The 26,251-nt window shown below is 53.9% G+C and carries 22 protein-coding genes; 12 read left to right on the top strand and 10 right to left on the bottom strand.

Annotation, left to right across the window (positions count from 1 at the left end; translation table 11 throughout):
* Positions 1 to 290 precede the first annotated feature (290 nt).
* The gene (locus tag EHT87_RS07470) at positions 291 to 2,498 is read right to left on the bottom strand and encodes a bifunctional alpha,alpha-trehalose-phosphate synthase (UDP-forming)/trehalose-phosphatase (protein WP_124905361.1); all 2,208 of its coding nucleotides are present in this window, start codon (positions 2,496 to 2,498) and stop codon (positions 291 to 293) included.
* Between the two features lie 44 nt (positions 2,499 to 2,542).
* Positions 2,543 to 3,139 carry a DUF4136 domain-containing protein gene (locus EHT87_RS07465; RefSeq protein ID WP_124905359.1) on the bottom strand — a complete coding sequence of 199 codons (597 nt, stop codon included), beginning with the start codon at positions 3,137 to 3,139 and terminating at the stop codon, positions 2,543 to 2,545.
* 344 nt (positions 3,140 to 3,483) lie between these two features.
* On the opposite strand from EHT87_RS07465, the gene EHT87_RS07460 reads away from it, so the two are divergent.
* From EHT87_RS07460 to glf, 3 genes are all read left to right on the top strand, one after another.
* Positions 3,484 to 4,719, top strand: coding sequence for a glycosyltransferase family 1 protein (locus tag EHT87_RS07460; protein ID WP_124905357.1), 1,236 nt, complete (start codon positions 3,484 to 3,486; stop codon positions 4,717 to 4,719).
* Entirely contained in the window at positions 4,716 to 6,041 is a 1,326-nt protein-coding gene (locus tag EHT87_RS07455; protein ID WP_124905355.1) for a family 1 glycosylhydrolase, read from the top strand. The genes EHT87_RS07460 and EHT87_RS07455 overlap by 4 nt, the downstream gene beginning before the upstream one ends.
* Positions 6,042 to 6,119: 78 nt before the next feature.
* Positions 6,120 to 7,244, top strand: coding sequence for a UDP-galactopyranose mutase (glf, locus tag EHT87_RS07450; RefSeq protein ID WP_124905353.1), 1,125 nt, complete (start codon positions 6,120 to 6,122; stop codon positions 7,242 to 7,244).
* Positions 7,245 to 7,297: 53 nt separating this feature from the next.
* On the opposite strand, the gene EHT87_RS07445 is transcribed toward glf, so the two are convergent.
* Together EHT87_RS07445 and treZ are read right to left on the bottom strand one after the other, a co-directional pair.
* A complete protein-coding gene (locus EHT87_RS07445; RefSeq protein WP_124905351.1) occupies positions 7,298 to 8,269 on the bottom strand; it encodes a TIGR03885 family FMN-dependent LLM class oxidoreductase in 972 nt (323 codons plus the stop codon).
* A gap of 26 nt (positions 8,270 to 8,295) precedes the next feature.
* The gene (gene treZ, locus EHT87_RS07440; RefSeq protein ID WP_124905349.1) at positions 8,296 to 10,161 is read right to left on the bottom strand and encodes a malto-oligosyltrehalose trehalohydrolase; all 1,866 of its coding nucleotides are present in this window, start codon (positions 10,159 to 10,161) and stop codon (positions 8,296 to 8,298) included.
* A gap of 293 nt (positions 10,162 to 10,454) precedes the next feature.
* Here treZ and EHT87_RS07435 point away from each other — a divergent pair, with 293 nt between their 5' ends.
* Entirely contained in the window at positions 10,455 to 10,895 is a 441-nt protein-coding gene (locus EHT87_RS07435; protein WP_124905347.1) for a response regulator, read from the top strand.
* Positions 10,896 to 10,915: 20 nt separating this feature from the next.
* Here EHT87_RS07435 and EHT87_RS07430 read toward each other — a convergent pair whose 3' ends face one another.
* Positions 10,916 to 11,728 carry a response regulator transcription factor gene (locus tag EHT87_RS07430; protein WP_124905345.1) on the bottom strand — a complete coding sequence of 271 codons (813 nt, stop codon included), beginning with the start codon at positions 11,726 to 11,728 and terminating at the stop codon, positions 10,916 to 10,918.
* A gap of 322 nt (positions 11,729 to 12,050) precedes the next feature.
* Between EHT87_RS07430 and EHT87_RS07425 the strand changes: the two genes are divergently transcribed.
* The 3 genes from EHT87_RS07425 (at position 12,051) to EHT87_RS07415 (ending at position 13,872) form a co-directional block, all read left to right on the top strand.
* Positions 12,051 to 13,055 (top strand): GRP family sugar transporter, encoded by a 1,005-nt coding sequence (locus EHT87_RS07425; protein WP_124905343.1) that lies wholly within the window; start codon positions 12,051 to 12,053, stop codon positions 13,053 to 13,055.
* A gap of 143 nt (positions 13,056 to 13,198) precedes the next feature.
* Positions 13,199 to 13,594 carry a response regulator gene (locus tag EHT87_RS07420; protein ID WP_124905341.1) on the top strand — a complete coding sequence of 132 codons (396 nt, stop codon included), beginning with the start codon at positions 13,199 to 13,201 and terminating at the stop codon, positions 13,592 to 13,594.
* Between the two features lie 29 nt (positions 13,595 to 13,623).
* The gene (locus tag EHT87_RS07415) at positions 13,624 to 13,872 is read left to right on the top strand and encodes a hypothetical protein (protein WP_124905339.1); all 249 of its coding nucleotides are present in this window, start codon (positions 13,624 to 13,626) and stop codon (positions 13,870 to 13,872) included.
* A gap of 116 nt (positions 13,873 to 13,988) precedes the next feature.
* Here the strand turns inward: EHT87_RS07415 and EHT87_RS07410 are convergent, their stop codons facing one another.
* From EHT87_RS07410 to EHT87_RS07395, 4 genes are all read right to left on the bottom strand, one after another.
* Positions 13,989 to 14,837, bottom strand: a complete 849-nt coding sequence (locus EHT87_RS07410) for a DUF4142 domain-containing protein (protein ID WP_229320885.1) — start codon at positions 14,835 to 14,837, stop codon at positions 13,989 to 13,991.
* Positions 14,838 to 15,033: 196 nt separating this feature from the next.
* Positions 15,034 to 15,243 carry a hypothetical protein gene (locus EHT87_RS07405; protein ID WP_124905337.1) on the bottom strand — a complete coding sequence of 70 codons (210 nt, stop codon included), beginning with the start codon at positions 15,241 to 15,243 and terminating at the stop codon, positions 15,034 to 15,036.
* Between the two features lie 477 nt (positions 15,244 to 15,720).
* A complete protein-coding gene (locus EHT87_RS07400) occupies positions 15,721 to 16,248 on the bottom strand; it encodes a YceI family protein (RefSeq protein WP_124905335.1) in 528 nt (175 codons plus the stop codon).
* 2 nt (positions 16,249 to 16,250) lie between these two features.
* On the bottom strand, positions 16,251 to 17,807 hold the full coding sequence (locus EHT87_RS07395) for a hypothetical protein (protein WP_229320883.1): 1,557 nt from the start codon (positions 17,805 to 17,807) through the stop codon (positions 16,251 to 16,253).
* Between the two features lie 142 nt (positions 17,808 to 17,949).
* Between EHT87_RS07395 and EHT87_RS07390 the strand changes: the two genes are divergently transcribed.
* Together EHT87_RS07390 and EHT87_RS07385 are read left to right on the top strand one after the other, a co-directional pair.
* Entirely contained in the window at positions 17,950 to 18,849 is a 900-nt protein-coding gene (locus EHT87_RS07390) for an alpha/beta fold hydrolase (protein ID WP_124905333.1), read from the top strand.
* A gap of 136 nt (positions 18,850 to 18,985) precedes the next feature.
* Positions 18,986 to 19,789, top strand: coding sequence for an NIPSNAP family protein (locus tag EHT87_RS07385; protein WP_124905331.1), 804 nt, complete (start codon positions 18,986 to 18,988; stop codon positions 19,787 to 19,789).
* A gap of 33 nt (positions 19,790 to 19,822) precedes the next feature.
* On the opposite strand, the gene EHT87_RS07380 is transcribed toward EHT87_RS07385, so the two are convergent.
* Positions 19,823 to 20,011, bottom strand: coding sequence for a hypothetical protein (locus tag EHT87_RS07380; protein ID WP_124905329.1), 189 nt, complete (start codon positions 20,009 to 20,011; stop codon positions 19,823 to 19,825).
* 441 nt (positions 20,012 to 20,452) lie between these two features.
* Between EHT87_RS07380 and EHT87_RS07375 the strand changes: the two genes are divergently transcribed.
* From EHT87_RS07375 to EHT87_RS07365, 3 genes are all read left to right on the top strand, one after another.
* A complete protein-coding gene (locus tag EHT87_RS07375) occupies positions 20,453 to 20,842 on the top strand; it encodes a YopX family protein (RefSeq protein WP_185716158.1) in 390 nt (129 codons plus the stop codon).
* Between the two features lie 199 nt (positions 20,843 to 21,041).
* The gene (locus tag EHT87_RS07370; protein ID WP_124905325.1) at positions 21,042 to 21,428 is read left to right on the top strand and encodes a hypothetical protein; all 387 of its coding nucleotides are present in this window, start codon (positions 21,042 to 21,044) and stop codon (positions 21,426 to 21,428) included.
* Between the two features lie 205 nt (positions 21,429 to 21,633).
* Complete coding sequence (locus EHT87_RS07365) at positions 21,634 to 26,076, top strand: CusA/CzcA family heavy metal efflux RND transporter (protein ID WP_124905323.1); 4,443 nt, start codon at positions 21,634 to 21,636, stop codon at positions 26,074 to 26,076.
* Positions 26,077 to 26,251 lie beyond the last annotated feature (175 nt).

The raw sequence follows: 26,251 nt of genomic DNA, 5'->3' as shown, positions 1-26,251 counted from the left end.
TCAGGGCTTCAAAACATCCAAAAGCCGGGCTGCCAGTCCGGCTTTTGTGTTTAGGTTGCGGAACGGAATCGGTCTTAATCGACCCGTGGCGACGAGCCCGGAAAGAGTTTTTGTAAAGAAATCGTTCACCCCAAAAGCCCGCAGTCTGGAACGTTTAGGGTGAACTAAACGGGGGCGGCTGCCCATACCGCCCGTCAGCCGGACCACTTCGTATCTAGTAATCCTCTGAAAATCAGGTGTTTAAATGAGGTTTTGGCCGTCTTCAATCTGAAGCAAAGCGGTTTGGCCGCCTAACCGACCCGAACGGGTTTAGCGGGTTGCACGAAAGAATCCAGCAGGTTTACCACCTGCTGCACATCCGGTAGCCGATAAGTCGCGGCTGTGGGCCCATGGCCCACTTTAACCGGATACTGGTGTTCCTGGGTCAGCACCGCCAGCATATCTTCGTCGGTCTGGTCGTCGCCCACCGCCAGCACAAAATCATACCGGCTGCCATCGATCAGTCGTCTGGCCAGTTTTCCTTTGTCCCAGTCAACCGATTTTATTTCTATAACCTTGTTGCCGTCGATGATTCGCAGCGTATGGGGGAGCAGGTGGGTCAGCGTGAGCAGCAACTCCCGGGACCGTTCAAAACCGATCTCCTCGTTGGCATTTCGGTAATGCCAGACCAGCGTTGTGGCTTTTTCTTCGATGAAAGACCCCCGGCACCGGTTTACCATCTCGTCCAGCAAAGGGCGAACCCGGTTTTTCCAGGCGGCATTATCCTGGTTATTTTTTTGCCAGCTTCCGTTTTGTTTCTGCTTGTCCCCGTGTTCGGCCACCAGGTCGATGGGCAGCGAGCCAAACCAGCTTTCGAGCGTCGGCTGATCCCGTCCGCTGATGATCACGACTTTGTTTTCGGGCTGGCTGGCCAGCTTCCGCAGCGTTTCCAGCACTCCGGCCGAAGGAGCCGCCAGGCCGGGCTCGGACGTAAATTCCGCCAGGGTGCCGTCATAATCCAGCAGCAACAGGCGCGACCGGGCCCTGGCAAAGTCTTTCAGTACATTTTTTTTGATTTTCCCTTCCAGCAGCGCGCCCGTTCCGGTGTGTTCGGCCGGTGGGGTGGTTACCAACACCTCGATGAAGTCAGAAGCCCATTTTTTTACATCGTACTGCGAAATTCGTTGCTGCATGGCCTCCATTCGGCGGGTCTGTTCGTCCGGTGACATCTCCAGCGCCTGCTTCAGCGCATCGGCGACTTCAAATTCGTCCAGCGGATTGACCCGGAGTGCTTCGCCCAACTCGTTGGCCGCCCCCGTCAGCTCGCTCAGCACCAGAACACCCTGCTGATCCGACCGGGAAGCGATAAATTCTTTGGCTACCAGATTCATTCCGTCCCGAACCGGCGTAATCATGGCCACATCGCAGGCCGTATACAAGCCCATCAATTGCGGAAACGACAACGGAGCATACCGGTAAACGACGGGTAACCACGTCAAGGTGGCAAATTGGCCGTTGATGCGACCGACGGCCTGTTCAATCATTTGTTTGCGCTCCCAATACGATTGAATTTCGTCCCGGGAAGGAATAACCACGAGTAGAAACACAATTTGCTCCTTCCATTCGGGATGCAGGGTCAGAAACGCTTCCAGGGCGTCGAGACGCTGCATCACGCCTTTGGTATAGTCCAGGCGGTCGACGGAAAAAATCATTCGACCGGCGTAGGAGGTCCGGAGTTGCTGCCGTTCCTGCTCGACGTCTTCCTGGTGGTAGGCATCGTGAAAAAGGGAATAGTTGATACCAATGGGAAAAACGCCCGAATCGACCATTCGTTCTCCGCAAACGATCTGTCCAAACGTCGTGGGCAATCCCAGGGCCATCTGAACCGACTGCAAAAAATGAAGGCGGTAATCACTGGTATGAAAACCAACCAGATTGGCACCCAGCAACCCCCGTAGCAGGTAATTCCGGCAGGATTTGGGTAATAACCGCAGGAGTTCGAAGGACGGAAACGGAATATGGAGAAAGAAGCCAATTTGTGCCTCCGGTTGCCGCTCCCGAATCAGTTGCGGGAGCGGAATAAAATGGTAGTCATGCACCCAAACCAGGTCATTGGGCTGTAAGGCTTCCGCCACTTTTTCAGCAACCTGTTCGTTTGCCAGCCGGTAGGCCTTGAAATCGTCGTCGTGGTAGTCGACGTAGGTCGAAAAATAATGAAACAGCGGCCAGAGTACGGAATTGGAAAACCCGTTGTAAAACTTTTTGTGGGTGCGCTTATCGATGAAAACCGGGAGATAAACGAAACTGTCATCCACCAGTCCGTGGTGTTTGTCCCAGGTTCGCTGGGTAAAATCCGCACAGCCAATCCAGAGCGGTTTTTCGGCAAACGAGGATAATTCCAGCGATTTTACGGCCGTCACCAGCCCTCCGGCGGATGGTTTCAGCGTCGTCGTTTTGTTTTCAGTCGTAAACGAAAACGGCAAGCGGTGAGAAATGATCACCAGTCGATTATTTTTCATAGAAAATGGTTACAGGATCGATCCCCAGCCGGGTTTTTACCCGATTAGGAGCGCGATTGAGGGAATTTTTCGGCGATCCGGGCCACTTCCCGCGCCAACTGGCTGGTGATGCGCGATGGGTTACCGACCGCATTCTCCACCCATCCCCGCCAGATGAGCTGTTTGGTCCGGGCGTCGACCATATCGACCACGACGGTTCCGGCTTCGTATTTTTCCTGCGTATACATCGGTCCCCAGGCATTCCAGCCCCACCACGATGGTCCCCAGCCGCGCCAGCCCCAGCGACCCCAGCCGTAATAAGGGCCGTACATGCCGACCGGCCCGCGATTTTGAGCGACGGTCCGGGTTTTCTCCTCCACAAAAAAATGATAGCCAATCAACAGATCGGCCCGGCGGTTCGATTGGCGTAACCCGCGTTGGGCCAGAGCCTGTTCAATGGTTTGCTCGACATTCTGCGTAGCGATCTGGTTGTAATACAGCGGATTCTGCGATCCTTTCACGTCGGGGTCCATCCAGGCATAAGTCTGGTAGCGACTGAAATCGATATTCTGAGCCGTGTCGATCTGTACTTTGGGTGCGCAGTTTGCTAAACCGAACAGCAAACCGGCGGCTACGAGCCCGTTCTTTTTCCAGTTTTTCATCGTTCATTTCTTGTTTTAATCCGTTTGTCGACTACACTTCCTCGGAAGTGCGCCCCGTGTGTTTTGAAACCGAACGAACGCCAATCGGGATAAGAAATGAATAGAGGGAACTAATGAGGTTCCGGCCCCTCCGGAAAAGGGTGGCTGGCGGGGGATAAAATCAGTCATTGGCTCTCTTTTTTAGTTGTACGATCATTTTTTGGGCCGCTTCCTCATTTCTCGCCGACCAAAACTTCCAAGTGCTGTTTTAAAAAGTTACATACGTTGATAGGGATTCGCCGAAACGCTTCACACCCGCGTTTGCCGACTCAGAGGCTACTAACCATTTATTTAATTATTCAAGCATGTCGAATCATCAAACTATAGCCGGAGCTCAGAAAGGGTCCCAGGAAAGCGTTCAGTTGCTTTTAGCGAACACAAAAACTTCAACCCCATCTGTCTATCTGACCCAGGATTTACTTTGCTTTTCCCATTTGCGCTGGAATTTCGTCTACCAGCGACCCCAGCATCTGCTCACCCGGGCCAGTCGGCATTACCGCGTCTGGTTTTGGGAAGAACCGGTTTTCGACAACCACGCCTGGCTGGAAGTGCGGGCCGTAACGTCCCAACTCCACGTCATCGTTCCCCACGTTCCCCACGGAACCGACTCCGAAACCGCTAATGAACTGCAACGCCGGTGGCTGAATGGGTTTCTGGTTCAACACAAGATTGCCGATTTTGTTAGCTGGTATTATACGCCGATGGCGCTGGCCTTTACCGACCATTTGAAACCGCAGGTGACGCTGTATGACTGTATGGACGAACTGTCGGCATTTCAGGGAGCATCACCCCAGTTACGCCAGCGCGAAAAACAACTCATGCAACGCGCCGAAATGGTTTTTACCGGCGGCTACAGCCTGTATGAGGCCAAACAAAAACTCCATCCATCGGTTCACGCCTTCCCCAGCAGCATTGATCATTCACACTTTGCCCAGGCCCGGAAAGGGTTGACCGACCCGGCCGATCAGGAATCGTTGCCCTATCCCCGCATTGGGTACAGTGGGGTAATCGACGAGCGGCTGAATCTGACACTCCTGCGCGAACTGGCCCAGACACGCCCCGACTGGCAGTTTATTCTGCTGGGTCCTGTCGTCAAGATCGATCCGGCAACGCTGCCACAAGGGCCAAACCTGCATTACCTGGGCATGAAGGCGTATGAAGATTTGCCGGCCTATTTCAGCAACTGGCAGGTGGCCTTGCTGCCCTTTGCCCTCAACGATGCCACGCGCTTCATTAGTCCGACCAAAACCCCGGAATACCTCACCGGCGGACTGCCGGTGGTGTCGACGCCGATCCGGGATGTCGTCACGACGTACGGGGGCAGTGGTCCGGTCTGGATTGCCGATACGGTTTCGGCCTTTGAACAGGCCATTGCGGAGGCTTTGCAGAATCAGCCCACGTTGGACTGGAGCCAGATCGATGCGCAACTGGGCCAAAACTCCTGGGAGCAAACCTGGAAGGCCATGCATGAATTGATTGAAGAGCAGGTGCAAGTTCAGGGCGCTTCGGTAGCCGCCGACACCAAAGCCCTTCCTTTATGAGGAACCACAAGGGTACCGCAACGCTGATGAAGAAGGCGTTGCGGCCGCTCGAACTGTGGGGTGGAATCGAGTGTACCGTTAACCGGGTGGGCGAACTGTATCAGGATCAACTGCTGCGAAACGGTCACCACGTCCGTTGTCAGGACCTGGATGAGATAGCCGCTCTGGGCCTCAAAACACTTCGCTATCCCGTGCTTTGGGAACGTACGGCCCCGGAACATATCGACCGGCCCGACTGGCGGTGGCCGGACGAGCGTCTGGGCGCATTGCGGCAACGGGGGATTCGGCCCATTGTGGGGCTGGTTCATCACGGCTGCGGACCTCGCTACGCACTCTTTACGGGCCCCGAATTCGAGCGGCAGCTACCCAGGTATGCCCGGCAGGTAGCCGAGCGGTATCCGTGGGTGGATGCCTATACGCCCATCAACGAACCCTTGACGACGGCCCGGTTTTCCGGCTTGAGTGGCCATTGGTATCCCCACGCCACGAAGCCTCTTGCTTTTGTCCGGATTCTGCTTCGCGAATGCAAAGCTACGATTCTGGCCATGGAGCAGATCCGGCAGGTGCGGCCCGATGCGCAGCTGGTTCAGACGGATGACCTGGGCCAGACCCACAGCACTGCGCGGCTGGCTTACCAGGCGGAGTGGGAGAACCACCGCCGGTGGCTGACCTGGGATCTGCTCTGCGGACGCGTAACGGCTGATCATCCGCTGTGGGGCTACCTGATTTGGATTGGTATCGATCAACGTGAGCTGGCTTTTTTTAGTGACAATCCGTGTCCACCCTCGCTCATTGGCATCAATCATTACATTACCAGTGAACGGTTTCTGGATCATCAGATCTGGCAGTATCCGGCGCATTTAACGGGTGGAAACGGGCGACACCGCTACGTCGATACGGAAGTGGTGCGGGCGGCTCCCGAACAGCGCCTGGGCCTGAGCGGGTTGTTGCAGCAGACGTGGGAACGCTACGGCATTCCCATCGCCGTTACGGAGGCCCATCTGGGTTGCACCGTCGATGAACAGATGCGCTGGTTATGGGATATGTGGCAACAAACGGAGCAGGCCCGGCAAGCCGGGGCGGATGTTCGGGCGGTAACGGCCTGGGCTTTACTGGGTTCCTACGACTGGCATTGCCTGCTGACGCGCCGGGAAGATCACTATGAACCGGGCGCATTTGATGTGGAAACCGGCCACCTGCAGGCCACGGAACTGGCCGGACTGGTGCAGCGGCTGGCTACGGGGCAAAATCCGGGAGAGGTGGTGCCACCCGGACCGGGCTGGTGGCAAACCGTACAGCAGGCCGACCTGGCGGATCCATAAAACCGGTACTACAGCCGCCGACCAGCCACGGTCCGCCTTTTACCTTATTTCACTTATAAACTTTATTTTTTCCCATTTATGCAGCATTACGATTATGTCATTGTTGGTGCCGGTTTTGCCGGAAGTGTATTGGCCGAACGGTTGGCTTCGCAGGCCGGCAAAACCATTCTGCTGATCGATAAACGTTCCCACATCGGCGGTAACGCCTACGATTGTCTCAATGAAGATGGAATTCTGATCCATCAGTACGGGCCCCATATTTTCCATACCAACTCCCCGGAGGTGTTTGCCTACCTCTCGCAGTTTACCGAATGGCGGCCCTACGAACACCGGGTGCTGGCCTCGGTCGATGGCAAGCTGCTGCCCATTCCCATCAACCTGGATACGGTTAACCAACTGTACGGCTATTCGTTTACCTCGGAAGAACTGGCGGATTACTTCAAATCCGTTGGCGAGCCGGTCGAAGATATCCGGACCTCCGAAGATGTCGTTGTCAGTCAGGTGGGACGGGATCTGTACGAGAAATTCTTCCGGGGCTACACCCGCAAGCAGTGGGGCGTCGATCCATCCCAGCTCGACAAAATGGTGACGTCCCGGATTCCAACCCGCACCAATCAGGACGACCGCTATTTTACGGACGAGTTTCAGTACATGCCGCTGCAGGGTTATACGAAGATGTTCGAAAAGATGGTCGATCAACCCTGTATTCATCAATTACTGAGCACCGACTTCAAGGAGGTGAAAGACCAGCTGTCGTTCGATGAACTGATCTACACCGGTCCCGTCGATGAGTATTTTGACTATTGCTACGGCAAGCTGCCGTACCGGTCGCTGCGGTTCGATCACCAGACCCTGGATGTGGCCGATTATCAGCCGGTTTCGGTGGTCAATTATCCCAATGACCACGCGTATACCCGCATTACGGAGTATAAAAAACTAACGGGGCAGGAGCACCCCAAAACGAGCATTACCTTTGAATATCCGCAGGATGAGGGCGATCCGTATTACCCGGTTCCGCGGCCCGAAAACGCGGCTCTGTATCGACGCTACAAACAACTGGCCGACGAGCAGCCGTCGGTTCATTTTGTTGGCCGGTTAGGTACCTACCGGTATTACAACATGGATCAGGTGGTCGCTCAGGCGCTGACCTTGTATAAGAAGCTGGTCGGCATCGAGTCGCTTCAGGAAGCCGTTAAGAGTTAACGGGCTGGTTCAACATCCGATTACTCCGCGGGTAGTCGGATGTTGAATTGGTTTCAGGAAGGTACTTTAAACAGCGACGGCAGAACCTTCTCGCCAAAATCGTCGATATAGCGTTCCTGCTCCCGGTTGACATTGTGCAGAAACAGCTGGTCAAACCCTAATTCAATATCGTCCTGTAGCCAGTCGATGTGCTGGTGGACATCGGACGAAATCCGAACCATTTTATCGACTTCCTTCAGATTGACCAGCGAACCGGCCATATCGAATTGCTCGGGCGTTCGCAGTTCGGTGAGCATGGCATTTGGATAAATATTGGCCCGCCACTGGTCATATGCTCCCTGCCGGGCGGTTTCTTCGGAGGCCGCATACGAAAGTTGTACCTTCAAATGCATCGGTTTTCCTGCTCCGCCCCCGTTCCGAAACGCATCGACCACTTCCCGCAACTGCTCCCGGGGCTGCGAAATCGTGAGCAGGCCATCGGCCCAGCTGCCGACCCATTCGGCGGTTTTACTGGTAACGGCGGCTCCAAAAATCAGGGGTTTAACGACCGGGCGGGTATAAAGCGTGGCTTCCTCCACCGTTACGAGTCCCTTGTGGGATACGGTTTCGCCATTCCACAAGGCCCGGATCACCTCGACGCATTCTTTCAGACGGGCGTTGCGGTCGGCTTTGGCGGGCCACCTCTCGCCGGTGATGTGTTCGTTGAGCGCCTGGCCGGTTCCGACTGCCATCCAGAATCGTTCGGGAAACATTTCGGCCAGTGTCGCTGCGGCCTGGGCAATGATGGCCGGGTGATACCGCTGGCCGGGGGCATTGACGACGCCAAAGGACAGGGTCGTGGCCTGCAAAGCCGCCCCCAGCCAGGACCAGGCAAAACCGCTTTCGCCCTGATTCGGACTCCAGGGGTGAAAGTGGTCCGAGCAGGAAACGGCTGTAAAACCCGCTTGCTGGGCCAATTGCACATAAGACAGTAACGTACTGGGTTTGAATTGTTCGTGGGATGCGTGATAGCCGATTCGGAGCATGAGGGCGATGCAGTTGATGAAAGGAATTAAGCGTTGCCATAAATGACGATTGATTCAGGCTGAACCGTCAGGGTTCCGGCATCGGGGACCTCGTCGGGTGCGGGTTCCCGAAATGCCGGGCCGGGCAATACCGGGGGCTGCCATTCCGGTTCCGACGAGTCGAGCAGTTTATGCCAGTGTTCCCGGAACGCGGGCAGTTGAACGGACTGGGGTTCTTTGGCAAAATTCAGACAGCAAAGCACGTGCTGATCCTGATGCCAGCGGTGCAAAAGTATCGTTTGCTGCTTTTCGAGAACGCTTACGTCCAGATTCGCCCGGTTCAGATGACGCAGGGCCGGGTGCTGTTTCCGCAGGGCAATCAGCGTTTGGTAATACTGAACCAGCGTTTGATGGGGCTCTTCCGTCAACAAATCCCATTGCAGTTTCGACTGCTGAAACGTTGCTTCGGCACTCGGATCGGGGACGTCGCCCTCCGCGTGAAATTCGGAAAATTCTTCCTTCCGGCCCTGGCGCACGGCTTCGACCAGTTCGGTTTCGGTATGACTCACAAAGTACAGGAAGGGGTTGGGTTCGGCCCATTCTTCGCCCATGAACAGCAGGGGCAAATACGGACTCACCATCACGGCTCCCGCCATTAATTTGAGGATGTTGAAGCTATACAGCTGACTCGAACGTTCGCCCAGCATCCGGTTGCCAATCTGGTCGTGATTCTGGGAAAACACGATAAATTGCTGCCCCGGACGGTTTTCAACGCTGCTGCCAAAATACCGCTCGCGGGTAACCGAATACTGCCCGTCATACACATAGGCATCTTTGTACGATTTGGCCAGGTGATTGATGCCGGTAAAATCGGCGTAGTATCCCTTGCGGGCTTCGCCCACCGTCACCCGCAGGGCGTGGTGAAATTCATCCATCCACTGGGCATCCATGCCGTATCCGTGTTCAGACGGCGGACTGATGAACCGGGGATCGTTCAAATCACTCTCGATGATCAGGTAATGCCGCCGTCCGGTGTTTTCCATCAGCAGATCGACCTGTTCCCGAATTTCCTCCAGAATGTGTTTGGGGCTGAAGTCCTTGATGGCATGAACGGCATCCAGGCGCAGGGCATCGATGTGAAAATCCCGCAACCACATGAGCGCATTTTCGGTAAAAAACCGCCGGACGCCATCACACCAGGCATCGTCGAAATTGATGGCTTTCCCCCAGGGCGTACAGTATTTTCCGGTTAGATACGGGCCGTAGTCATTAGTGTAGTTGCCCTCGGGCCCAAAATGGTTATAAACCACATCGAGCACCACCGCCAGGCCCTTTGCATGGCAGGCATTCACCAGATGGTGCAGGCCTTCGACACCGCCGTAGGAGTTTTGGGCCGCAAACGGAAAAACACCGTCGTACCCCCAATTGCGGGTTTCCGGAAACTGCGCAATGGGCATGATTTCGATGGCCGTTACACCGAGTGATTTCAGGTAATCCAACTTCTCTTCAATGGCCGCAAAAGTGCCTTCGGAGGTGAACGTGCCGGTATGCAGTTCATACAACACGTAGTCTTCCAGCGGATGATTGGGCCAATCCTGATCGGTCCAGTCGAAGTGGGCGGTATTGACGGCCTCCGAAGGCCCGTGCACACCCTGCGGCTGGGAGAGCGAGGCCGGGTCCGGCCGTTCGGTTTCACCATCCAGAATGAACGTATACAAATCACCGGGTCTGATGTCATCGGTTTCTGCGCACCAATACCCCAGTTCTTCCGATTTCAGGGGCAGGGCAGTCGGGTGCCCATAGACCTTAATGGCTGCGTGCCGGGCCTGCGGAGCCCATAAAACGATCTCCGCACGGTTTTTAGCTGGAAATGTGATTCCAAGTGATCGTCTGGTGTTGGTTAGCTGATGCATATTTGGGACACTTCCGGCCTGCGTGTAGCGCGTACCGGCAGTGTATTGGTTCTATTTGTGGATGTATGGGTTTAACGGCGGGAATTTTCGATTGTCACCCGCAGCCCGTCAAATGCAAGTGGCAATGAGGCAACGGCACCCGTTTGAGCCGTTTCGACCGGCGGCAGGCCCAATACCGCATCCGAACGGGCCCAGCCGGAAGTCAGAGGTTCGTGGCCATTGCCTCATTTGTCACCTTCCGGGCAGACAATGGACACTTCGGGCAGTAGAACCATTACCTGTACACCGGACCGATGAAACCGAATCCCAATGCCCAAACCACCGACTGGATCGTGGTGGTTGAGAATGGAACCGAAAGTTGGATGAATCTGCAAGCGGCTTTCGGGAAGCTGGAGCCTAAGATCGAAACCGTTCATGCGAGCAATGGCACCACGGCGCTGAGCTATCTGGAAACCTGTTTGCTGGAACAGGAAACGCTGCCCCGGCTGATTCTTACCAATTTATATTTGCCGATGCGGGAAGATGGGCTGCGATTCCTGAGCGCATTGCAGGACAACGCGTCCTTTTGTGTTCTGCCGGTGGTGGTGCTGAGTGCTTCCGACGATCCCGCCGACAGGCAGGAAGCCCATCGGCGGGGAGCCAGTTATCGGGTAATTCCCACGGATCCGGGAAAATGGGATGATTTTCTGCGTTCCATACCGTTACGTTGGAATGAGGGTGCCGCCCGGAAATGAAGGCGCCTTTCCGGGCGGTTTTAGGCATGAGATTGGTATTTTCGGATGGCATACGGTGCCGAAACCGTCGACAGCCAATACCGAAACACCTTTTCCAGCCCCTGAATAAAATAGGTAAAATTAACGGAATGGAGAATGACGGAGTTGGCCCCCAGGGCATACCCGGTTTCCGCCAGGCCCTTGTTACCCAAATCAGCCAGGAGTAAAGTCGGGATCTGACGCAACCGGACACTGCTTTTTATGGACCGCAGCGCCGACAGGCTGAGGTCGGTTTCCTGCCCGGCATGCAACAAGATGACCGCCGGCAAGTCCGTATCCCGACTGGTTGAAAGTGCTTTCAAGAGACTGGTTCCCGTAGAAAAGAAATGGAGATTCCAGTTAGACCATTGATCTATAAGCAGTTGCTCGACCAGTCCGGCTTTGATTTCGTCACCAATGGCAATGTATAACCGCTGCGGAATGGCTTGCTGATCTGTGGGGATGGCCAGAGGCACGGTGGTAACGGTAACCGTATCCTGGGTGGCCGTTGAAATGGATTCTTTAAGCTGATTCCACCGGCGACGACCGACGGGCAACGTCAGGTCATTAATCAGATGAATAGCCCCCTGCATCTTAGTGCGGGGTGGGGGGGTGAATCCCTTGATATAAGTAGGATTGACCATGGCCGTTTTATGCACCCGTATAAATTCTGGCAATCGTTCTTCAAAATATTGCAGTGTTTTTGATAACAGTAATTTACGTCCGTCCCGGTAATACAGCCACGAATAATTATTAGCCCCCTGAATGTGGGTAATCAACGCAGGTTCTTTAATGGCATCGAGGATAAGATTCATTATAAGAATTGATAAATAGTTAATAACGACTTGCCGGCGGAATTCAATTTCAGGCGTCTTGCCACCGGCTTGCTGGATTCTTGTAAGGTTAACCGGGGTTATAAATCAGGGTTGCAAATAGTGAGGCAAGGGACCGCAACCAACCCGGAACCCGCAGAAATCCCCGCCAGGTGGGACCGTTAACTTATTCGTTGTCCGGATTTAGGGCTCAAATTTTCAAATTCTTGTCTTACCTGGCGTGCCCGGAATCGTTTATTCGGCGTGTGGCGACTCACCCGAGCAATCAAATGACCTGATTTTTTGATGGGCCTGCTGAAATCCTATGTTTACCGTTGATCAACCGGCTCTTGCCATTCTGCTTTGTTTACTCACCATGCTGTGCTGGGGTTCCTGGACCAATGGTCAGAAAATCGTAACCGAATCGGCCCCACTCCCTCTTTTTTACCGGGATTACGTATACGGTATTCTGGCTATGGCGCTTCTGCTGGCTTTTACGCTGGGCAGTTTTGGTTCGAAAGGGCGTCCCCTGCTAACCGATGTTGGTCAGGCGGAAATGGCCAATCTGCTGCTGGCGCTGGCGGGTGGGGTGGTCTTCAACGTGGGTAATTCACTGCTCGCGATTGGCATCAGCCGGTCGGGAATCTCGATTGCCATGCCCATCGGAACGGGCCTTTCGCTGGCCGTTGGGCTGGTTGTCAATTACCTGGCCGAGCCGAAGGGCAATTTGCCACTGCTGGCGGTGGGTGGCGGAGCGGTTTTGGCCGCCATTGCCTTTAGCGCCCTGGCTTATCGATCGAAAGAAGAAAAAAACGCCCCGGCCGAACACGACCAGAGCGGCATCTGGATTGCGCTGGCGGGCGGTCTGGTAGCGGGTTTTTTCTTTCGGATTGTTTCCGCATCGATGGCCAAAGAGCCGGCTAATCCGGAAGCCGGTTTGCTCACCCCGTATTCGGCTCTCGTCCTTTTTTCCATTGGCATTACCCTGAGCAATCCGATCATCGAACGCCTGACCCGCCGGTTTGGGTTGGCCGATACCGGTCCTGCGAAAACGGCGGACCGGCGTCTGACGCTTCGCCAGCACGGCATCGGACTGGCCAGTGGTTTGCTCTGGAGTTTGGGCATGGCGGCTCTGTTGCTGGGGTCTCCCCAGGCGGGTGATGCGGTTTCCTACGGCTTGAGTCAGGGGGCCACCATCGTATCGGTTTTGTGGGGTCTCTTCCTGTGGAAAGAGTTTGAAGGTGCCCCTGCCCGGGCCTACCGGTATTTGTGGCTCATGGGAATTGCGTACGTGGTGGGCTTGCTGCTGATCGTACTGGCCCGGTCCTGAGGGTAATTTTCGCGGGATTTCGCAGGGTCTTACGTAGCTGCTTTTCGGGCCTGGGCCGTAGCCTCACTACTTGGAACGGGGTATAACTATTTTTTTTAGCAGTAGTTAATTTCAACTATACAATCACTTCGAATTACCAATCCGTGTCATTTCCCGAAAAAACCGTACCGGGTTACTTAGCTATGGTAGCCCCGATGATCGATAACCGGCCACCCTTTGTGCCCGGCCTGGAAACCTATTTTGCCGCTTATCCGGTGGTCATGTATGAAACCGCCCAAGAGTTATTAGAGAAATTGAGTGGACCTGCCGCACCCGGTTTACCCAAACTGATTGTGATGGATCTGGCCCGGTCGACCGATAGCAGCCTGAGCGTTTTGCGCGTGTTAAAAGCCGACGAACGGTTGCGCTCCATTCCGGTATTGATGCGCCGGTCTGCCCGGGTGTCTTCCGCTTTCCGGACAATTACCAGTAGCGCCCATCCCGAAAAAACGACATCGTTATCCATTGACTGGAGCCATCCGTTACAGTTTGCTTCTTAAGTTAGTTAGTCCGCAACAACCGACGAGTGATGAAGATAGGCGCAGCATTGATGAAGCATCTCGTTAAAAAATACGAGCCGTCCTCCCTGATTTCTTTCACGTTTAATCGCTACGACGTGGCGTTGAAAACGGATGAAGACGGAAACCCGGTTTTGATGTTCATTGGGAAGGCCAACGAGCGGGGGATCATTAAAGGCGACCAGTTTACACGACGCCTGCTCAAAGATGCCGCCGGAGTCGTTGTCAAAGATCATTGGGATTATAAAGGAAAAGTTTAAAGCAACTTCATAAGCAAACCAAAACCGTTCGGATTAAAATAAAAAGACTCCGGTTGTATCAGGAACGGCTTTTCAGCACCTGATGCAACCGGAGTCTTTATCTTGCCAGCGGGCACCTACCGCATCCCGGTACTGCCGCTGCCGCCCATTTTAGTCATCACCTCCTGCGCTACTTTCAGGTGGGTTTTCACCAGGGGATGGGCCGCCTTTTCCACCTCTTTCAGATTGCTGTCCGAAGCGTTCTTCTTTACGTTACTCATGACCGCATCGAGCTTCTCGTGGCCTTTTACGCCACTTTCACTCACGTACATTTTGTCGAATTCCGTCCCCGACATCCCCTGCATTCTCGTCACCATAGCCTGTGTGTCCGCATCGGGCGTGGTGGGCAGGGTAACGCCTTTGGCGTCGGCGATTTCCTTGAGTTTGGCCGATAAACCGGTTTGTTCTTCCACTTCAGCCTGAGCCAGTTGGCGAACTTCCGGGCTGGTGGCCTTCTGAACGGCGGCCCGGCTCACTTCCAGCTGCATCATGCCACCTTTGGCAACTTCCAGCATCAGCGCCTGATCGGCACTCGACAATTTAGCGCTGGTTGGGCGGATGGCCGCCACGGCTTCGGCCCCTTTTTTGTTCAGGCGGTCAAATTTTTCCATACTTTCCTTCCCAACCATCATAGAACCGGATTCGCGAGGTCCCATACCCGTTGAGCCCGAGCCCATACGGGTAGACCCGGTGGTACCACTTCCGGTGGCTCCGGTCGTCCCGGTTCCGGCTGAACCCGAGGTCCCGGTTTCAGTCGACCCGGTTGAACCTGAGGTTCCGGTTGATCCGGTTGTTCCCGATCCGGTGGTGCTAGTGCCGGTGTTCGTACCGCCGGTATTGGTTGTGCCACCCGTTTGCTGGGCAAACGAAAGGCCCGATGCGAATAAGGCCAGCAAGAGGCCCAGCGTAATTGATTTTTTTTTCATGGTTCTTTCCTGGTTGATCATTCCGTACTGTCTTTTTGTAACAGCCTGAAAATGACAACTGTTTGGTAGTTGATTCCACGGGGCGAAAGGGATTAGGCAACGGTCTGCCGAAAGAAAAAAAGAAGCCGCACCCGGGGAGCAATCTGGCCAGGACTGAAAACGGGCATTTTTGAAGTGGGTTCCTGCCAGCCGGTTTTTATCGATTCTTGCTGGAGCTGGTTCGGCTATCCGGAAACTTTTTTCGGCGGAAAACCCGAATTAGGACGTAAACGGCTATCGTAAAAGTCGCAATGAGCAACAGAATGAGCGGCCACAGGGCCTGGCTCATGTCGCCATTTTCGGCCAGGTACGTATATACCAATACGGCAATGGTGACCGGAATAAAGGCTTTTAGGAAATCTTTCATCTCACGGGTACGTTTTATGGGACACTACCTGACTGCGGAGCGGTCAGCTCATTTCGCTTTTATAACCTGCGCTCCGGCCAATGGATACCCGCTAGTGAGGCAACGGACCGCTTTCAACGGCTGATTTCGACTAGTTTCCAACCATCTTTTCGGCTCCCGAGTTACTGGAAAAAAGTGTTCATTAACCCGTTTTAACGAATCTAAACAAGATGGCTGACGAGGATTTGAAGGCGTATGAGGAGATGCTTGGCGGTGGAGAAGCCGGCGACAAGCAGAACAATGGAGCCCATCACGGCTCGACGGGCGGGCGCAGAGGCACGTCGAAACCAAGTGGTAGCAAAGGAAAACACAGTGGTGGCAGCGCATCGGGCGGCACCAAGGGTGGGCACAAGAGTTGATCCGCGAAGACTGCGCAACACACAAAATGATCCCTGTAAAACGCCAAAGCGGGTGGGATCATTTTGTGTTTATACGGGGTTACGAACCACCCGCTACTTTCACGCGAATGCTTATGAAAACCTCATTGGCTAAAACCAGACTGGATTTCCCCACGTCAAAATCCAGTCGATTGATTTGTAAATTTCCCACAAACTCATTTTTCGGCGATACGCTAAACGGCATTTTTACGTCGCGGTGAATGGCCTTTATTCCCAAATCAAAAAGACCTTCGTACGTATCCCGACCGGTTTTTCGAATGGTTTTTGATTGCAGGGTAATAACCGGATTTTGTTCCGCATTAAAATAATCCGGTTTTTGCAAATGCCGGTCCCGAAACGAAAGACCGGTTTTGATGGTATTCACCGGCACCGAGGCCCGGATGCTGGCCTGTTCGGGGTGCACCGGGTCAAACCGGATGTCGGCTTCCAGACCCGTCAGACTTCCCTGCACGGTTAACCCGGCGTTGACAATCTGAAAGCGGATTTCCGACTCTTCGACGGTTGGTCCTGCCGTAGTGAAACTGATCAACGCACCAAGTGCCAAACCAATCCAGATGAATCGTTTCATGGTTACAGGGTGTTGAGAAATGCCAGCAAGGCCGAGCGGTCGGCAGCGGAAAGCTCCAGACCAAACTCGTGGCCCCGCACGGCGCGGGTGCTGACATTGGCGCCTTTAAAACCGGTAGGAACGTAGTCGTCACGAACGCGTTTGGGATCGAGCAGATCGTCGAGCTTCGCCAGTGAACCATCGTGCAGAAAAGGCCCCCGATACCAAACGCCTTTCAGCGACGGCACTTTGTAATACCCCGTACCACGCCGGGTTTTTAGCGCATAGCCGGGGTCGGTACCCACCGATATTTCAAAAATATCGTACTTTTTACGATGGTCGTCCGGCACCTCAAAACCGTCGACGGGCGTTAGCATATTGTTGGTATACAGCGGGGGCGTATGGCAGGTCACACAGCCCTGTTCAATAAAAATCCGCTCCCCGCGTTTGGATTGTCCACTGGGTTTGTTAGGATTAACCGGCGGTTTCAACGCGTAAATGTACTTCGACAGGGCGTAGAGCTGCGCTTCACTGTGGCGGTCGTAGGTGCCGACAAACCGGCTTTTTCCGGCTTCGGGCCGGGTTTTGTTTTTGATTCCGACCGGAATGTAGCCGTCGTAGTCGCTCAGGAAATCCATCGCCTGGTTAACCGCAATGTACCGCATCATATCGCCAATGCCACGGTGCCGAGCCAGGCCGCCGTGATCCAGGTACGTACGGTCTTTCACCCCGATCAGGTCAGGAACCGACGGCGGAAACAGAATACTGGTGCCCTGACGGCCCATCGTGCCGGCCGGAACCGCTTCGAAGGCTTTTATGATTTCGGCGCTGGACTGTTGACTCAGCTGCGTATTGGGATCATCCTTCACAAAAGGAGCGTTGAACATCAGGCTGGTAAAAAAACGAATGCCTGCTTCGGGCGTATCGGCTTTGCGAAGCCCCCAGGCCGTAGCCCGATCGCCCGGAAAATTGCCCTGCGCGCCTTTCAGCACCAGGCCGTTCGGTTCGACCCGGGTATGACACATGCCACAGGAAATATTGCCGACGAGCACTTTGCCTCTCTCCGAAATAACATACCGGGCATACGGCATAATCCCGTCTTTGGTCAACGGCATTTTAGTATACGCATAAAAAGCCGGGTCACGCACATCCTCGTTGGTTAAAATGGCACCCTGGTTGTCGATAGGAGAATCAAATAGCAACTCCCCGGCTTTAATCCAGTCGGCTTCAGTTTTGAGTTTCGCCGGGTCAAATACAATTTGCGGTTCCTGTTTGTGGAGCCATTCCCAGTATCCTGCCGGTTCGCGGCCCGGGGCATAAACCGGATAGGTTTTATAAATTACCCGCTCCGGGAGCCGGTAATAGTAGGCTGTCGGCACATGCCGCGGAGAGGCTTTGGGAGTTGCCAGCGGTAGCTCAAAATCCGCCATAGCCGTACTGTCCCAGGTCCGCGGAATATCCGCCGTAGCCCGGAGCGATACCGTTGCATTCTCACCGTTCAGCGGGTTGGGGTTACGAACGAGACTCGCCAACACACTGGCAATGAAGAGGAAAAACGATAAGGAAGTAAACAGCTTCATAAGCAATCGGTTTTGAGCAAAATAGGTAAAAAGGCGTTGGAAATGGCTACATTTTGAGCATTCGGTCGTCGGCAATACGGAGAATACTCAAAAAGCCGCTTATTTAGTAGTTCGTTTTCATTCGATTACCGCAAAAACCGATATGGCACGTCCCCACGGCCTGCTCCGCTCGTTTCGTTTGCCCTTTTTCCGGTTCGCCTGTGTCGTACTGCTGGTTCAACCGGTTGCCGGGCAGGTAGTTAAGAAGCATCGTATTCCCATCGCCGATTCGAAGTTGTACGTGGAAGAAAGCGGCAAAGGCCCGGCTTTGCTGTTGTTGCACGGGGGCATGATAGACCATCGGATGTGGGAAAACCAAGTGGCTGAGTTCCGGAAGTATTTTCGGGTTTTAAACTGCGATATGCGTAAACACGGGCTCACGCAGGATGGCGATTCCACGTTTTACAACGCTTCGGCCATTGCCCTGATTCTGGATTCGTTCGGTATTGCTAAAGCGCACGTCATGGGTTTGTCGCTGGGGGCCGTTGCTGCCACTGACTTTGTGCTGGCCCATCCGCAGCGCGTGGATAAATTGATTTTGGCGGCTCCCGGACTTATTGGCTATGATCTTAACCACGACTCGGTTTTGGTGGCCAATACCAGGCAGCAGATCGCTGCCTACCAGCGCAGGGATACGGTGGCTTTTGCCGAGTATTTCGTTCGCTCGTGGACGGACCCCCGGCGCATCCCGGGGGCCGTCGATCCCAAAGTGCGCGGTTTCGTACTGAAAATGGTTCGGGATAATTTAAAATTTCACCGCTGGAACACGGCATTGCGGTTCGATGAAAACCCACCGGCTAGCGAGCGGCTGAGCCGCATTCAGTCCCCGACGCTGGTGCTGGTGGGGGATCTGGACATGGTCGATATTCTCAGCATCAGTGACAAATTGAAACGCCACATTCCGAACGTGAAAAAAGTCGTCATTCCGAATGCGGCTCATATGCTAAACCTGGAACAGCCGGTGGTTTTTAACCGGGAAGTAAAAAACTTTCTGCTCAACTAAAATTACCGGAAGAGAAACAGATACGAAGAGGGCACCGGAAAGACCGGCGAAATAGGGAGGAACGGAGGTAGAAAAGACCAATTTTCTGCTTTTGTGGGAGAATGCCAATCGTTGCTAATCGATGAATCAAATTCCCATGAAAAGACGCACGTTCGTTAAAGCATCCCTCGTTACGAGTTCCGCTGCCGGTTTACTGAGCCCGCTGAATCAGGCTTCGGCCCAGGCCAATCCCCGGCAAAATGCCAGCCGCGAGTTTTATGAACTACGGATTTATACCTTAAAAAGTGGCAAACAGCAGAAGATGGTGGAAAGCTATTTTCAAAATGCCGCCATTCCGGCTTTCAATCGCCTGGGAAGTAAAGCGATTGGCGTCTTTACCGAATACCTCCCGCAGGGATTTACCAAACTGGTGGCCGTCATCCCGTTCAATTCCCTGGAAGATTATTTCAATGCGCCGGATAAACTGGCCGGCGATTCGGCCTATCAACAGGCTTCAGCGGATTATTTAAATGCTCAGGCCACCGATCCGGCCTATGAACGCATTGAAAGTTCGTTGCTGAAATCGTTTTCGAACATGCCCAAACTCGAAGCACCGGAAAAAAAACCACGGATTTTTGAATTGCGTCGCTACGAAAGCCACAACGAAACGGCCGGAAAGAAAAAAATCGAGATGTTTAACGAGGGGGGCGAAATTGCTATTTTCAAGCGCGTCGGACTGACGCCGGTTTTCTTCGGCGAAACGTTGATTGGTCCCATGCGCCCGAACCTGACGTACATGCTGACCTTCGATTCCATGGAAGAACACGACCAGAACTGGAAAACTTTTGGCAGTGATCCGGAATGGAAGAAAATCAGTTCCATGCCCGAATACGCCAACGCCCGAATCGTCTCCAACATCACCCGGACGTTCCTGATTCCGACCGCCTTTTCCCAGATTTAAAACCGCCTGGTTTTGCCGCAATTCCTGACTCGATCAGGGGTGATGGGTGGCCAGGTAAATCAGAATCGTTGAGAAAAGCAGGGCGGCCATGAAAAACATCGCAGACTGGATGTAGGTATAAAGCCGGTTTGCTGATTGGATGCTTTCTTTTCGGGCTCTGAAAAGTAAACGGCATCCGTAGCCGATGTAGACGACCGTTATCGTTGCGATCAGAACAATCATACGCCTGTTATGCTTCTTGGATGGCTGCGCGCCAAAACCTGGTGGATACAATAGACTGCCGATGCGATCAGAAATTTTGACTCATGCAGTTCCGCATCAGAAAGGAACTGCATGAGTAACAGGTGGTTCTATGTAGCCCAAACCCCATCCCGGCCCATAACGTGCCCCAACCCGTCATTAGTGAGACAACGGCCCACCGATAAAATTGAATCCGGCCCGATGACGTCCCAGCTACCCTATACGTTGGGAATAGATAATTTTTAAAATAGGTGTCCAAACTCAGGATGCCGTAAACTAAAAGTGTTAAAAATAATATAAGTAAGTGACTTTTGGCTGTTTTCTTTCCTTTTTATGACATATATTTGCTATTCGTTATAGCATAACTTAATTATAGGAAGAACGATGCAACCCATCCAATCTCGAATTTGGGACGGCCAAAAAATGCTCTACCTGGCCGGGCTGCCCATGACCCCTGAGCCTTACCTGACCATCTGGCTACAGGAGGCCATTTCGCTTGTCAGTCAGGTGCCTGAAGCCCCCGAAGTTGTGCCGCCGACCAGTTTTTCCTGGCGGCTGATGCGCACGATCGGCCAGTCGGACCGGCAAGGTATTTTACTCTACGAAAGTGATCTGGTGGAATGGGATGGGCGAATTTTTGAGATTGGCTGGTCGAGCCACCGGTGTGGGTACGCCCTGTTTCAGCCTTTGGGAACGGGCGAGTTTCCGGCTTTTTCGCTCAGCGCCCTTCACGCCCGCCAACTGCGCGTGCTGGGAAACCGGTACGAACATCCGCACCTGTTGGAGCAGCGGTTTTTGTCACAGGCGGCCTGAACCCGCCTGCCGACGTGTCCACACCCATATATGCAGCCCGCTAAATCGCGGATAGGCTCGCTCTAAGAGTCCTGATCATCAATCGACTAGCTGGCTTTCGAGGTAGCTGGTATTAGATTATTTCCAAATTGAGCGAATTGGTTCCGGGCGGGAAACTTTCGCCCGTCAGCTTTGTTCTTCGGGTATTGGCAAAGCGATCATGAAACCATTCGTTGCTCTTGTGTTAGCATGCTGGATGCTGGGTGGCAGTTTGCTTCCCGGTTTCAGCATCGACCAGTCGGCCCACTGGGGCGATCTGGTGCAACATTATGAGCAACATCGAAAAACGGATGCCCAGCTGAGTTTCATTAACTTTATCAAAATGCATTATGGCGCTGATTCTGAGCACCATAAACACCCCAATCATAGTCACCAGAATTTGCCTTCCGTTAGCCACCTGACACCGGTTTTTACGCCCAGCATCGTGTGGCTGCCAGCACCCGTACGCTGCCCGGTGTCGATCGTGCCCAAAGCCGGTTTCTTTTGCAAGGCGGACCTCTATTCTTTTCTCGCGGTTTTCGCGCTGATCAATCCCCCCCGACGGTAATTTCGGTTCGCCCCCGTCCGAAGTGTGTCCATTCAAAAATGGCGGTATTTGTCCTGTCAGGAGCGATTTATTCCTAAATCCCCTGCTTGAGACTTGAGACTGGCCCTATCGGACGTTCCATGTATAGGATTTAGGGGTGAAATCGCTTCAAGCTGATTCATTCTATTGATTTTTTGGTAATCAATCCCCTCATCCTGAATGCCGTATGCTCAATGCAATTATTCATTTCTCGATTCACAACAAGCTGATTACGGGCCTGTTTACGCTGGCACTAGTGGGGTGGGGAGCCTGGTCGGTGTCCCAACTGCCCATTGATGCCGTGCCTGATATTACCAATAACCAGGTGCAGGTTATCACCAGCAGTCCATCGCTGGCCGCCGAAGACATCGAGCGGCTGGTGACGTTTCCAATTGAAGTAAGCCTGTCCAATATTCCGGGCATTACCGAACTGCGGTCGTTTTCGCGCTTTGGTCTGTCGATTGTCACCGTCGTTTTTACCGATGCAACCGACGTTTACTGGGCCCGCCAGCAGATTGCCGAACGCTTGCAAAAGGTAGTTGGTGAAATTCCGCCCGGAGTTGGAACGCCCGTCATGGCACCAGTGACCACCGGACTGGGCGAAATTTTCCAGTATGCGGTTTTAGCCAGGAAAGGCTACGAAAACAACTACTCACTCACCGACCTGCGAACCATTCAGGACTGGACCATCCGGCGCGGCTTGCTGGGAACCCCCGGTGTGGCCGACATCAGCGGTTTTGGCGGACTCCTGAAGCAATACGAAATTGAGATCGACCCCGACCGGCTGCGCAGTATGGGCATCGCCATCTCCGATATTTTTACGGCCCTGGAGCAGAACAATCAGAATACGGGTGGGGCCTACATCGACAAAAAGCCCAATGCGTATTTCATCCGTTCCGAAGGTCTGATTACCTCTACCGGCGACATTTCAGATATTATCATTCGGCTGAATGAACAGGGATTACCGGTTCGGATTGGTGATGTGGCCCGGATTCGCATCGGCTCGGCGGTGCGGTATGGGGCCGTCACCCGCAATGGAGAGGGTGAAACCGTGGGCGCGGTGGTGATGATGATCAAAGGTGAAAATTCGTCGGCCGTAATCAAACGGGTCAAAGCAAAGATCGCTGAGATTCAGAAAACCCTGCCCGAAGGGGTTCAGATTGTTCCGTTTCTGGACCGCACCAAAATGGTCAACAGTGCCATTGGTACCGTAGAACGAAACCTGCTCGAAGGAGCCACAATTGTCATTTTCGTTCTCGTCCTGTTGCTGGGCAACTTCCGGGCGGGTTTTGTCGTGGCGTCGGTCATTCCCCTGGCATTGCTTTTTGCCATTGCCATGATGAATCTCTTTGGGGTTTCGGGAAATCTGATGAGTCTGGGTGCCATCGACTTCGGGCTGATTGTCGATGGTGCCGTGATCATTGTCGAGGCAACCCTGCATCACCTGCAAAACCGGGTGACGGGGCCGTTGGGCGATGAAACGGGAAAAGATCCCAAAGCCACAACGGGTTCACAGCGTCATGCCATTGAACTTTCGCAGGCACAAATGGACGACGAGGTTTTTCAGTCAGCGGGCCGGATCCGGTCATCGGCGGCTTTTGGTGAGATCATTATTTTGATCGTTTACCTGCCCATTCTGGCACTTTCCGGCATCGAAGGCAAGATGTTTCGCCCTATGGCGCTGACAGTTGCCTTCGCCATTCTGGGAGCCTTCATTTTGTCACTAACCTACGTCCCCATGATTTCGGCGCTGTTTCTAAACAAGAAATTAGCAAAGAAAGAAACGTTTTCAGATCAGATTATGAAGCGGATTCAGCGCGTTTACGAGCCGCTGTTACTGAAGGCACTGAAACACCGTCTCATCATTCTGACCAGCGCCGTTGCCTTACTGGCCGTTGCGGTTTTCTTGTTTATGCGGATGGGAGGGGAGTTCATTCCCCAACTCGATGAAGGCGATTTTGCCGTCGATACCCGGACGTTGACGGGAAGCTCACTTTCCGAAACCGTGGAAGCTACTTTGAAGGCCGAGCGGGTTTTGCTCAAACAGTTTCCCGAAGTCGAGCAGGTGGTTGCCAAGATCGGTTCCGGCGAAATTCCGACCGACCCGATGCCCATCGAAGCCTCGGATTTAATGGTTATTCTGAAGCCACGCGACCAGTGGACGTCGGCTGCCACGCGTGACGAGCTGGCGGGAAAAATGGCTGAAGCCCTGTCAATCATTCCGGGGGTGACGTTTGGCTTTCAACAGCCGGTGCAGATGCGGTTTAACGAACTGATGACCGGAGCCCGGCAGGACGTTGCGCTCAAGATTTATGGCGAAGATTTGGGTCAGTTGACCAAACTGGCCGCAGAAGTGGGCCGGCTGATTGCCACCCTCGACGGCGCGAAAGACCTGTATGTGGAGCAGGTGGCCGGGCTTTCCCAGATTTTAATCAAACTCGATCGGGCACAGATTGCGAAATATGGCCTGAACGTAACCGATGTCAACCGGGTCATCAACACGGCTTTTGCCGGACAGTCGGCGGGGCTGGTGTTCGAGGGCGAAAAACGGTTTGATCTGGTGGTTCGATTGGAGGCCAGCAAACGGCAAAGCGTGGAGGATGTCCGGAATGTGTACGTGACCACACCGGCGGGCGCATCCGGTCGGGGACAACAAATACCGCTCGGCCAGATTGCCCGGGTCAGCATCGAACAGGCTCCCAATCAAATCCAGCGTGACAACACGCACCGGCGCATCACGCTGGGCTTCAACGTGCGGGGGCGTGATGTGGAAAGCATCGTCACGGAATTGCAGCAGAAAGTTAGCCACCGGATTCCGTTCCCACCCGGCTATTCCATCACCTACGGCGGTCAGTTTGAAAATCTGGTCGATGCGAAAAAGCGGCTGGCCATTGCGGTTCCCATTGCGCTGGGCCTGATTTTTGCCCTCCTCTATTTTACCTTCGGGTCCGTTCGCCAGAGTGTGTTAATTTTTATGGCCATTCCGATGGCCGCCATCGGGGGCGTTTTTGCCTTGTTGCTGCGCGGCATGCCGTTCAGTATTTCGGCGGGCGTGGGTTTCATCGCCCTGTTTGGGGTTGCCGTGCTCAATGGCATCGTATTAATTGCCGAGTTTAACCGGCTGCGTCATGACGAAGGGCTGACGGATTTGACGGAAATCATCCGGCTTGGTACCGAAATCCGGCTACGCCCGGTGATTATGACCGCTTTGGTGGCTTCGTTTGGGTTTCTCCCCATGGCGCTCTCCAATTCGGCCGGGGCCGAAGTACAAAAACCGCTGGCCACCGTCGTGATTGGTGGTTTGCTCACGGCTACGCTGCTGACGCTGATCGTCCTGCCCATTTTGTATTCCCTATCGGAAAAAAAAGCGGTGGAGAACGAAGCGGCCCAAAAATCGGGCCGTCAGAAAACCGTGGCGTCAACCACGGTCGCTAGTCTGTTCTTTCTACTGCCATCGCTGCTTCTGCTGACGGGCTGTAGTTCGGGCGGACGCGGGGAGGAAACCCCTGGCGCCGGGCAGTCGGTAACGGTAGATTCCACGGCAACGGCGAGTGATTCGGGCCACACGGCCCCGATTCGGGTATCGCTCACCCGGGCGCAGTTCGAGATGGCGGGTATTGCGCTGGGTCAACCGGTTTTCCGTACCCTCCGTACCACGCTGAAAGTCACCGGAACAATCGACGTTCCGGCCCAGAACCGGGTATCGGTTTCCGTTCCATTCGGCGGCTATGTCCGGCAAATCAATCTGGAACCGGGCTTGCGAATTCGGAAAGGCCAGCCGCTCGTGGTGTTGGAAAATCCCGATTATATCCAGCTTCAACAGGAGTACCTGGATACGAGAGCAAAACTGGAATTTGCCGATCTGGAGTTTGCCCGGCAACAGGAGTTGAGCCGCGATAACGTCACCGCACTGAAGACGTTCCAGCAAATCCGGTCGAATCGGCAGAGTTTACAGGCCCAGTTGGCGGGTATGGCGCAACGTCTGGCCATTTTGCAGATCGATCCGGCCAAACTCAGCCCCGGTCGGCTTACCCGGACGGTAACCATTCCTTCGCCCGTATCCGGTTTTATAACCAGCGTTCCGGTCAACAACGGCCGGTTTGTGAACCCCGCCGATGTGGTGGCTGAAATTATAAACGTCGATCACCTGCACGTTCAATTGAGTATTTTTGAGAAAGACATCAGCCGGATTCAGACCGGGCAAACCGTGCGTTTTGGCGTTGGGGGCGATTCGTCGCTGCTGCACCGGGGGACTATTTTTCTGATTGGAAAATCCCTCTCGGCCGATCGTACGGTTTCCGTGCTGGCCCATCCGGAAGGGTTTTCCCGTGATTTTATTCCGGGGGGCTACGTGTCAGCGCAGGTGGAGGTGGAAACCCAGCCGTTACTGGCTTTGCCTGAATCGGCGGTGGTTCGTTTCGGCGGCCTGTCGTACCTGTATGTACTGGAGCAAAAACGGGCCAATCCGACACTTTATCAGTTTCGCCAGATCGAGGTAAAAACGGGCGTTCGGCAAAATGGGTATGTGGCCATTACGTTGCCGCCGGATCTGGAGCCGAAGCAAACGCCGATTGTCGTTCAGGGGGCCTACAGCTTACTCTCCAAACTGAACAACAGCGAAGAAGAATGAGCTGAACGGACAAGGAGAACCTTACGGTATTACCAGATAGGGTCCATAGAATAAAAGAATTAAATTTCTTATTCTATGGATCAAGTTATTAATTGAACAATTCTTATCTTTCATTCATTAATTGTATAATTAAATGGAGAATAGAAGCGTTGACAGTACCAAAAGAAGTCGTATT

The organism is Larkinella knui, from assembly GCF_003858645.1.
Taxonomy (GTDB): domain Bacteria; phylum Bacteroidota; class Bacteroidia; order Cytophagales; family Spirosomataceae; genus Larkinella; species Larkinella knui.
The sequence above is the reverse complement of the archived record's forward strand: the minus strand, read 5'-3'. Positions and strand labels throughout refer to the sequence as shown.

Bases quoted from the DNA above. Each gene is read 5' to 3' on its own strand.
- EHT87_RS07435 (WP_124905347.1), top strand. From the start codon at position 10,455: ATGAAACCGAATCCCAATGCCCAAACCACCGACTGGATCGTGGTGGTT.
- EHT87_RS07465 (WP_124905359.1), bottom strand. From the start codon at position 3,139: ATGAAAAACTGGAAAAAGAACGGGCTCGTAGCCGCCGGTTTGCTGTTC.
- EHT87_RS07400 (WP_124905335.1), bottom strand. From the start codon at position 16,248: ATGAAACGATTCATCTGGATTGGTTTGGCACTTGGTGCGTTGATCAGT.
- EHT87_RS07470 (WP_124905361.1), bottom strand. From the start codon at position 2,498: ATGAAAAATAATCGACTGGTGATCATTTCTCACCGCTTGCCGTTTTCG.
- EHT87_RS07405 (WP_124905337.1), bottom strand. From the start codon at position 15,243: ATGAAAGATTTCCTAAAAGCCTTTATTCCGGTCACCATTGCCGTATTG.
- EHT87_RS07385 (WP_124905331.1), top strand. From the start codon at position 18,986: ATGAAAAGACGCACGTTCGTTAAAGCATCCCTCGTTACGAGTTCCGCT.
- glf (WP_124905353.1), top strand. From the start codon at position 6,120: ATGCAGCATTACGATTATGTCATTGTTGGTGCCGGTTTTGCCGGAAGT.
- EHT87_RS07370 (WP_124905325.1), top strand. From the start codon at position 21,042: ATGAAACCATTCGTTGCTCTTGTGTTAGCATGCTGGATGCTGGGTGGC.
- EHT87_RS07365 (WP_124905323.1), top strand. From the start codon at position 21,634: ATGCTCAATGCAATTATTCATTTCTCGATTCACAACAAGCTGATTACG.
- EHT87_RS07415 (WP_124905339.1), top strand. From the start codon at position 13,624: ATGAAGATAGGCGCAGCATTGATGAAGCATCTCGTTAAAAAATACGAG.
- EHT87_RS07460 (WP_124905357.1), top strand. From the start codon at position 3,484: ATGTCGAATCATCAAACTATAGCCGGAGCTCAGAAAGGGTCCCAGGAA.
- EHT87_RS07390 (WP_124905333.1), top strand. From the start codon at position 17,950: ATGGCACGTCCCCACGGCCTGCTCCGCTCGTTTCGTTTGCCCTTTTTC.
- EHT87_RS07395 (WP_229320883.1), bottom strand. From the start codon at position 17,807: ATGAAGCTGTTTACTTCCTTATCGTTTTTCCTCTTCATTGCCAGTGTG.
- EHT87_RS07430 (WP_124905345.1), bottom strand. From the start codon at position 11,728: ATGAATCTTATCCTCGATGCCATTAAAGAACCTGCGTTGATTACCCAC.
- EHT87_RS07375 (WP_185716158.1), top strand. From the start codon at position 20,453: ATGCTCTACCTGGCCGGGCTGCCCATGACCCCTGAGCCTTACCTGACC.
- treZ (WP_124905349.1), bottom strand. From the start codon at position 10,161: ATGCATCAGCTAACCAACACCAGACGATCACTTGGAATCACATTTCCA.
- EHT87_RS07410 (WP_229320885.1), bottom strand. From the start codon at position 14,837: ATGAAAAAAAAATCAATTACGCTGGGCCTCTTGCTGGCCTTATTCGCA.
- EHT87_RS07425 (WP_124905343.1), top strand. From the start codon at position 12,051: ATGTTTACCGTTGATCAACCGGCTCTTGCCATTCTGCTTTGTTTACTC.
- EHT87_RS07455 (WP_124905355.1), top strand. From the start codon at position 4,716: ATGAGGAACCACAAGGGTACCGCAACGCTGATGAAGAAGGCGTTGCGG.
- EHT87_RS07445 (WP_124905351.1), bottom strand. From the start codon at position 8,269: ATGCTCCGAATCGGCTATCACGCATCCCACGAACAATTCAAACCCAGT.
- EHT87_RS07380 (WP_124905329.1), bottom strand. From the start codon at position 20,011: ATGATTGTTCTGATCGCAACGATAACGGTCGTCTACATCGGCTACGGA.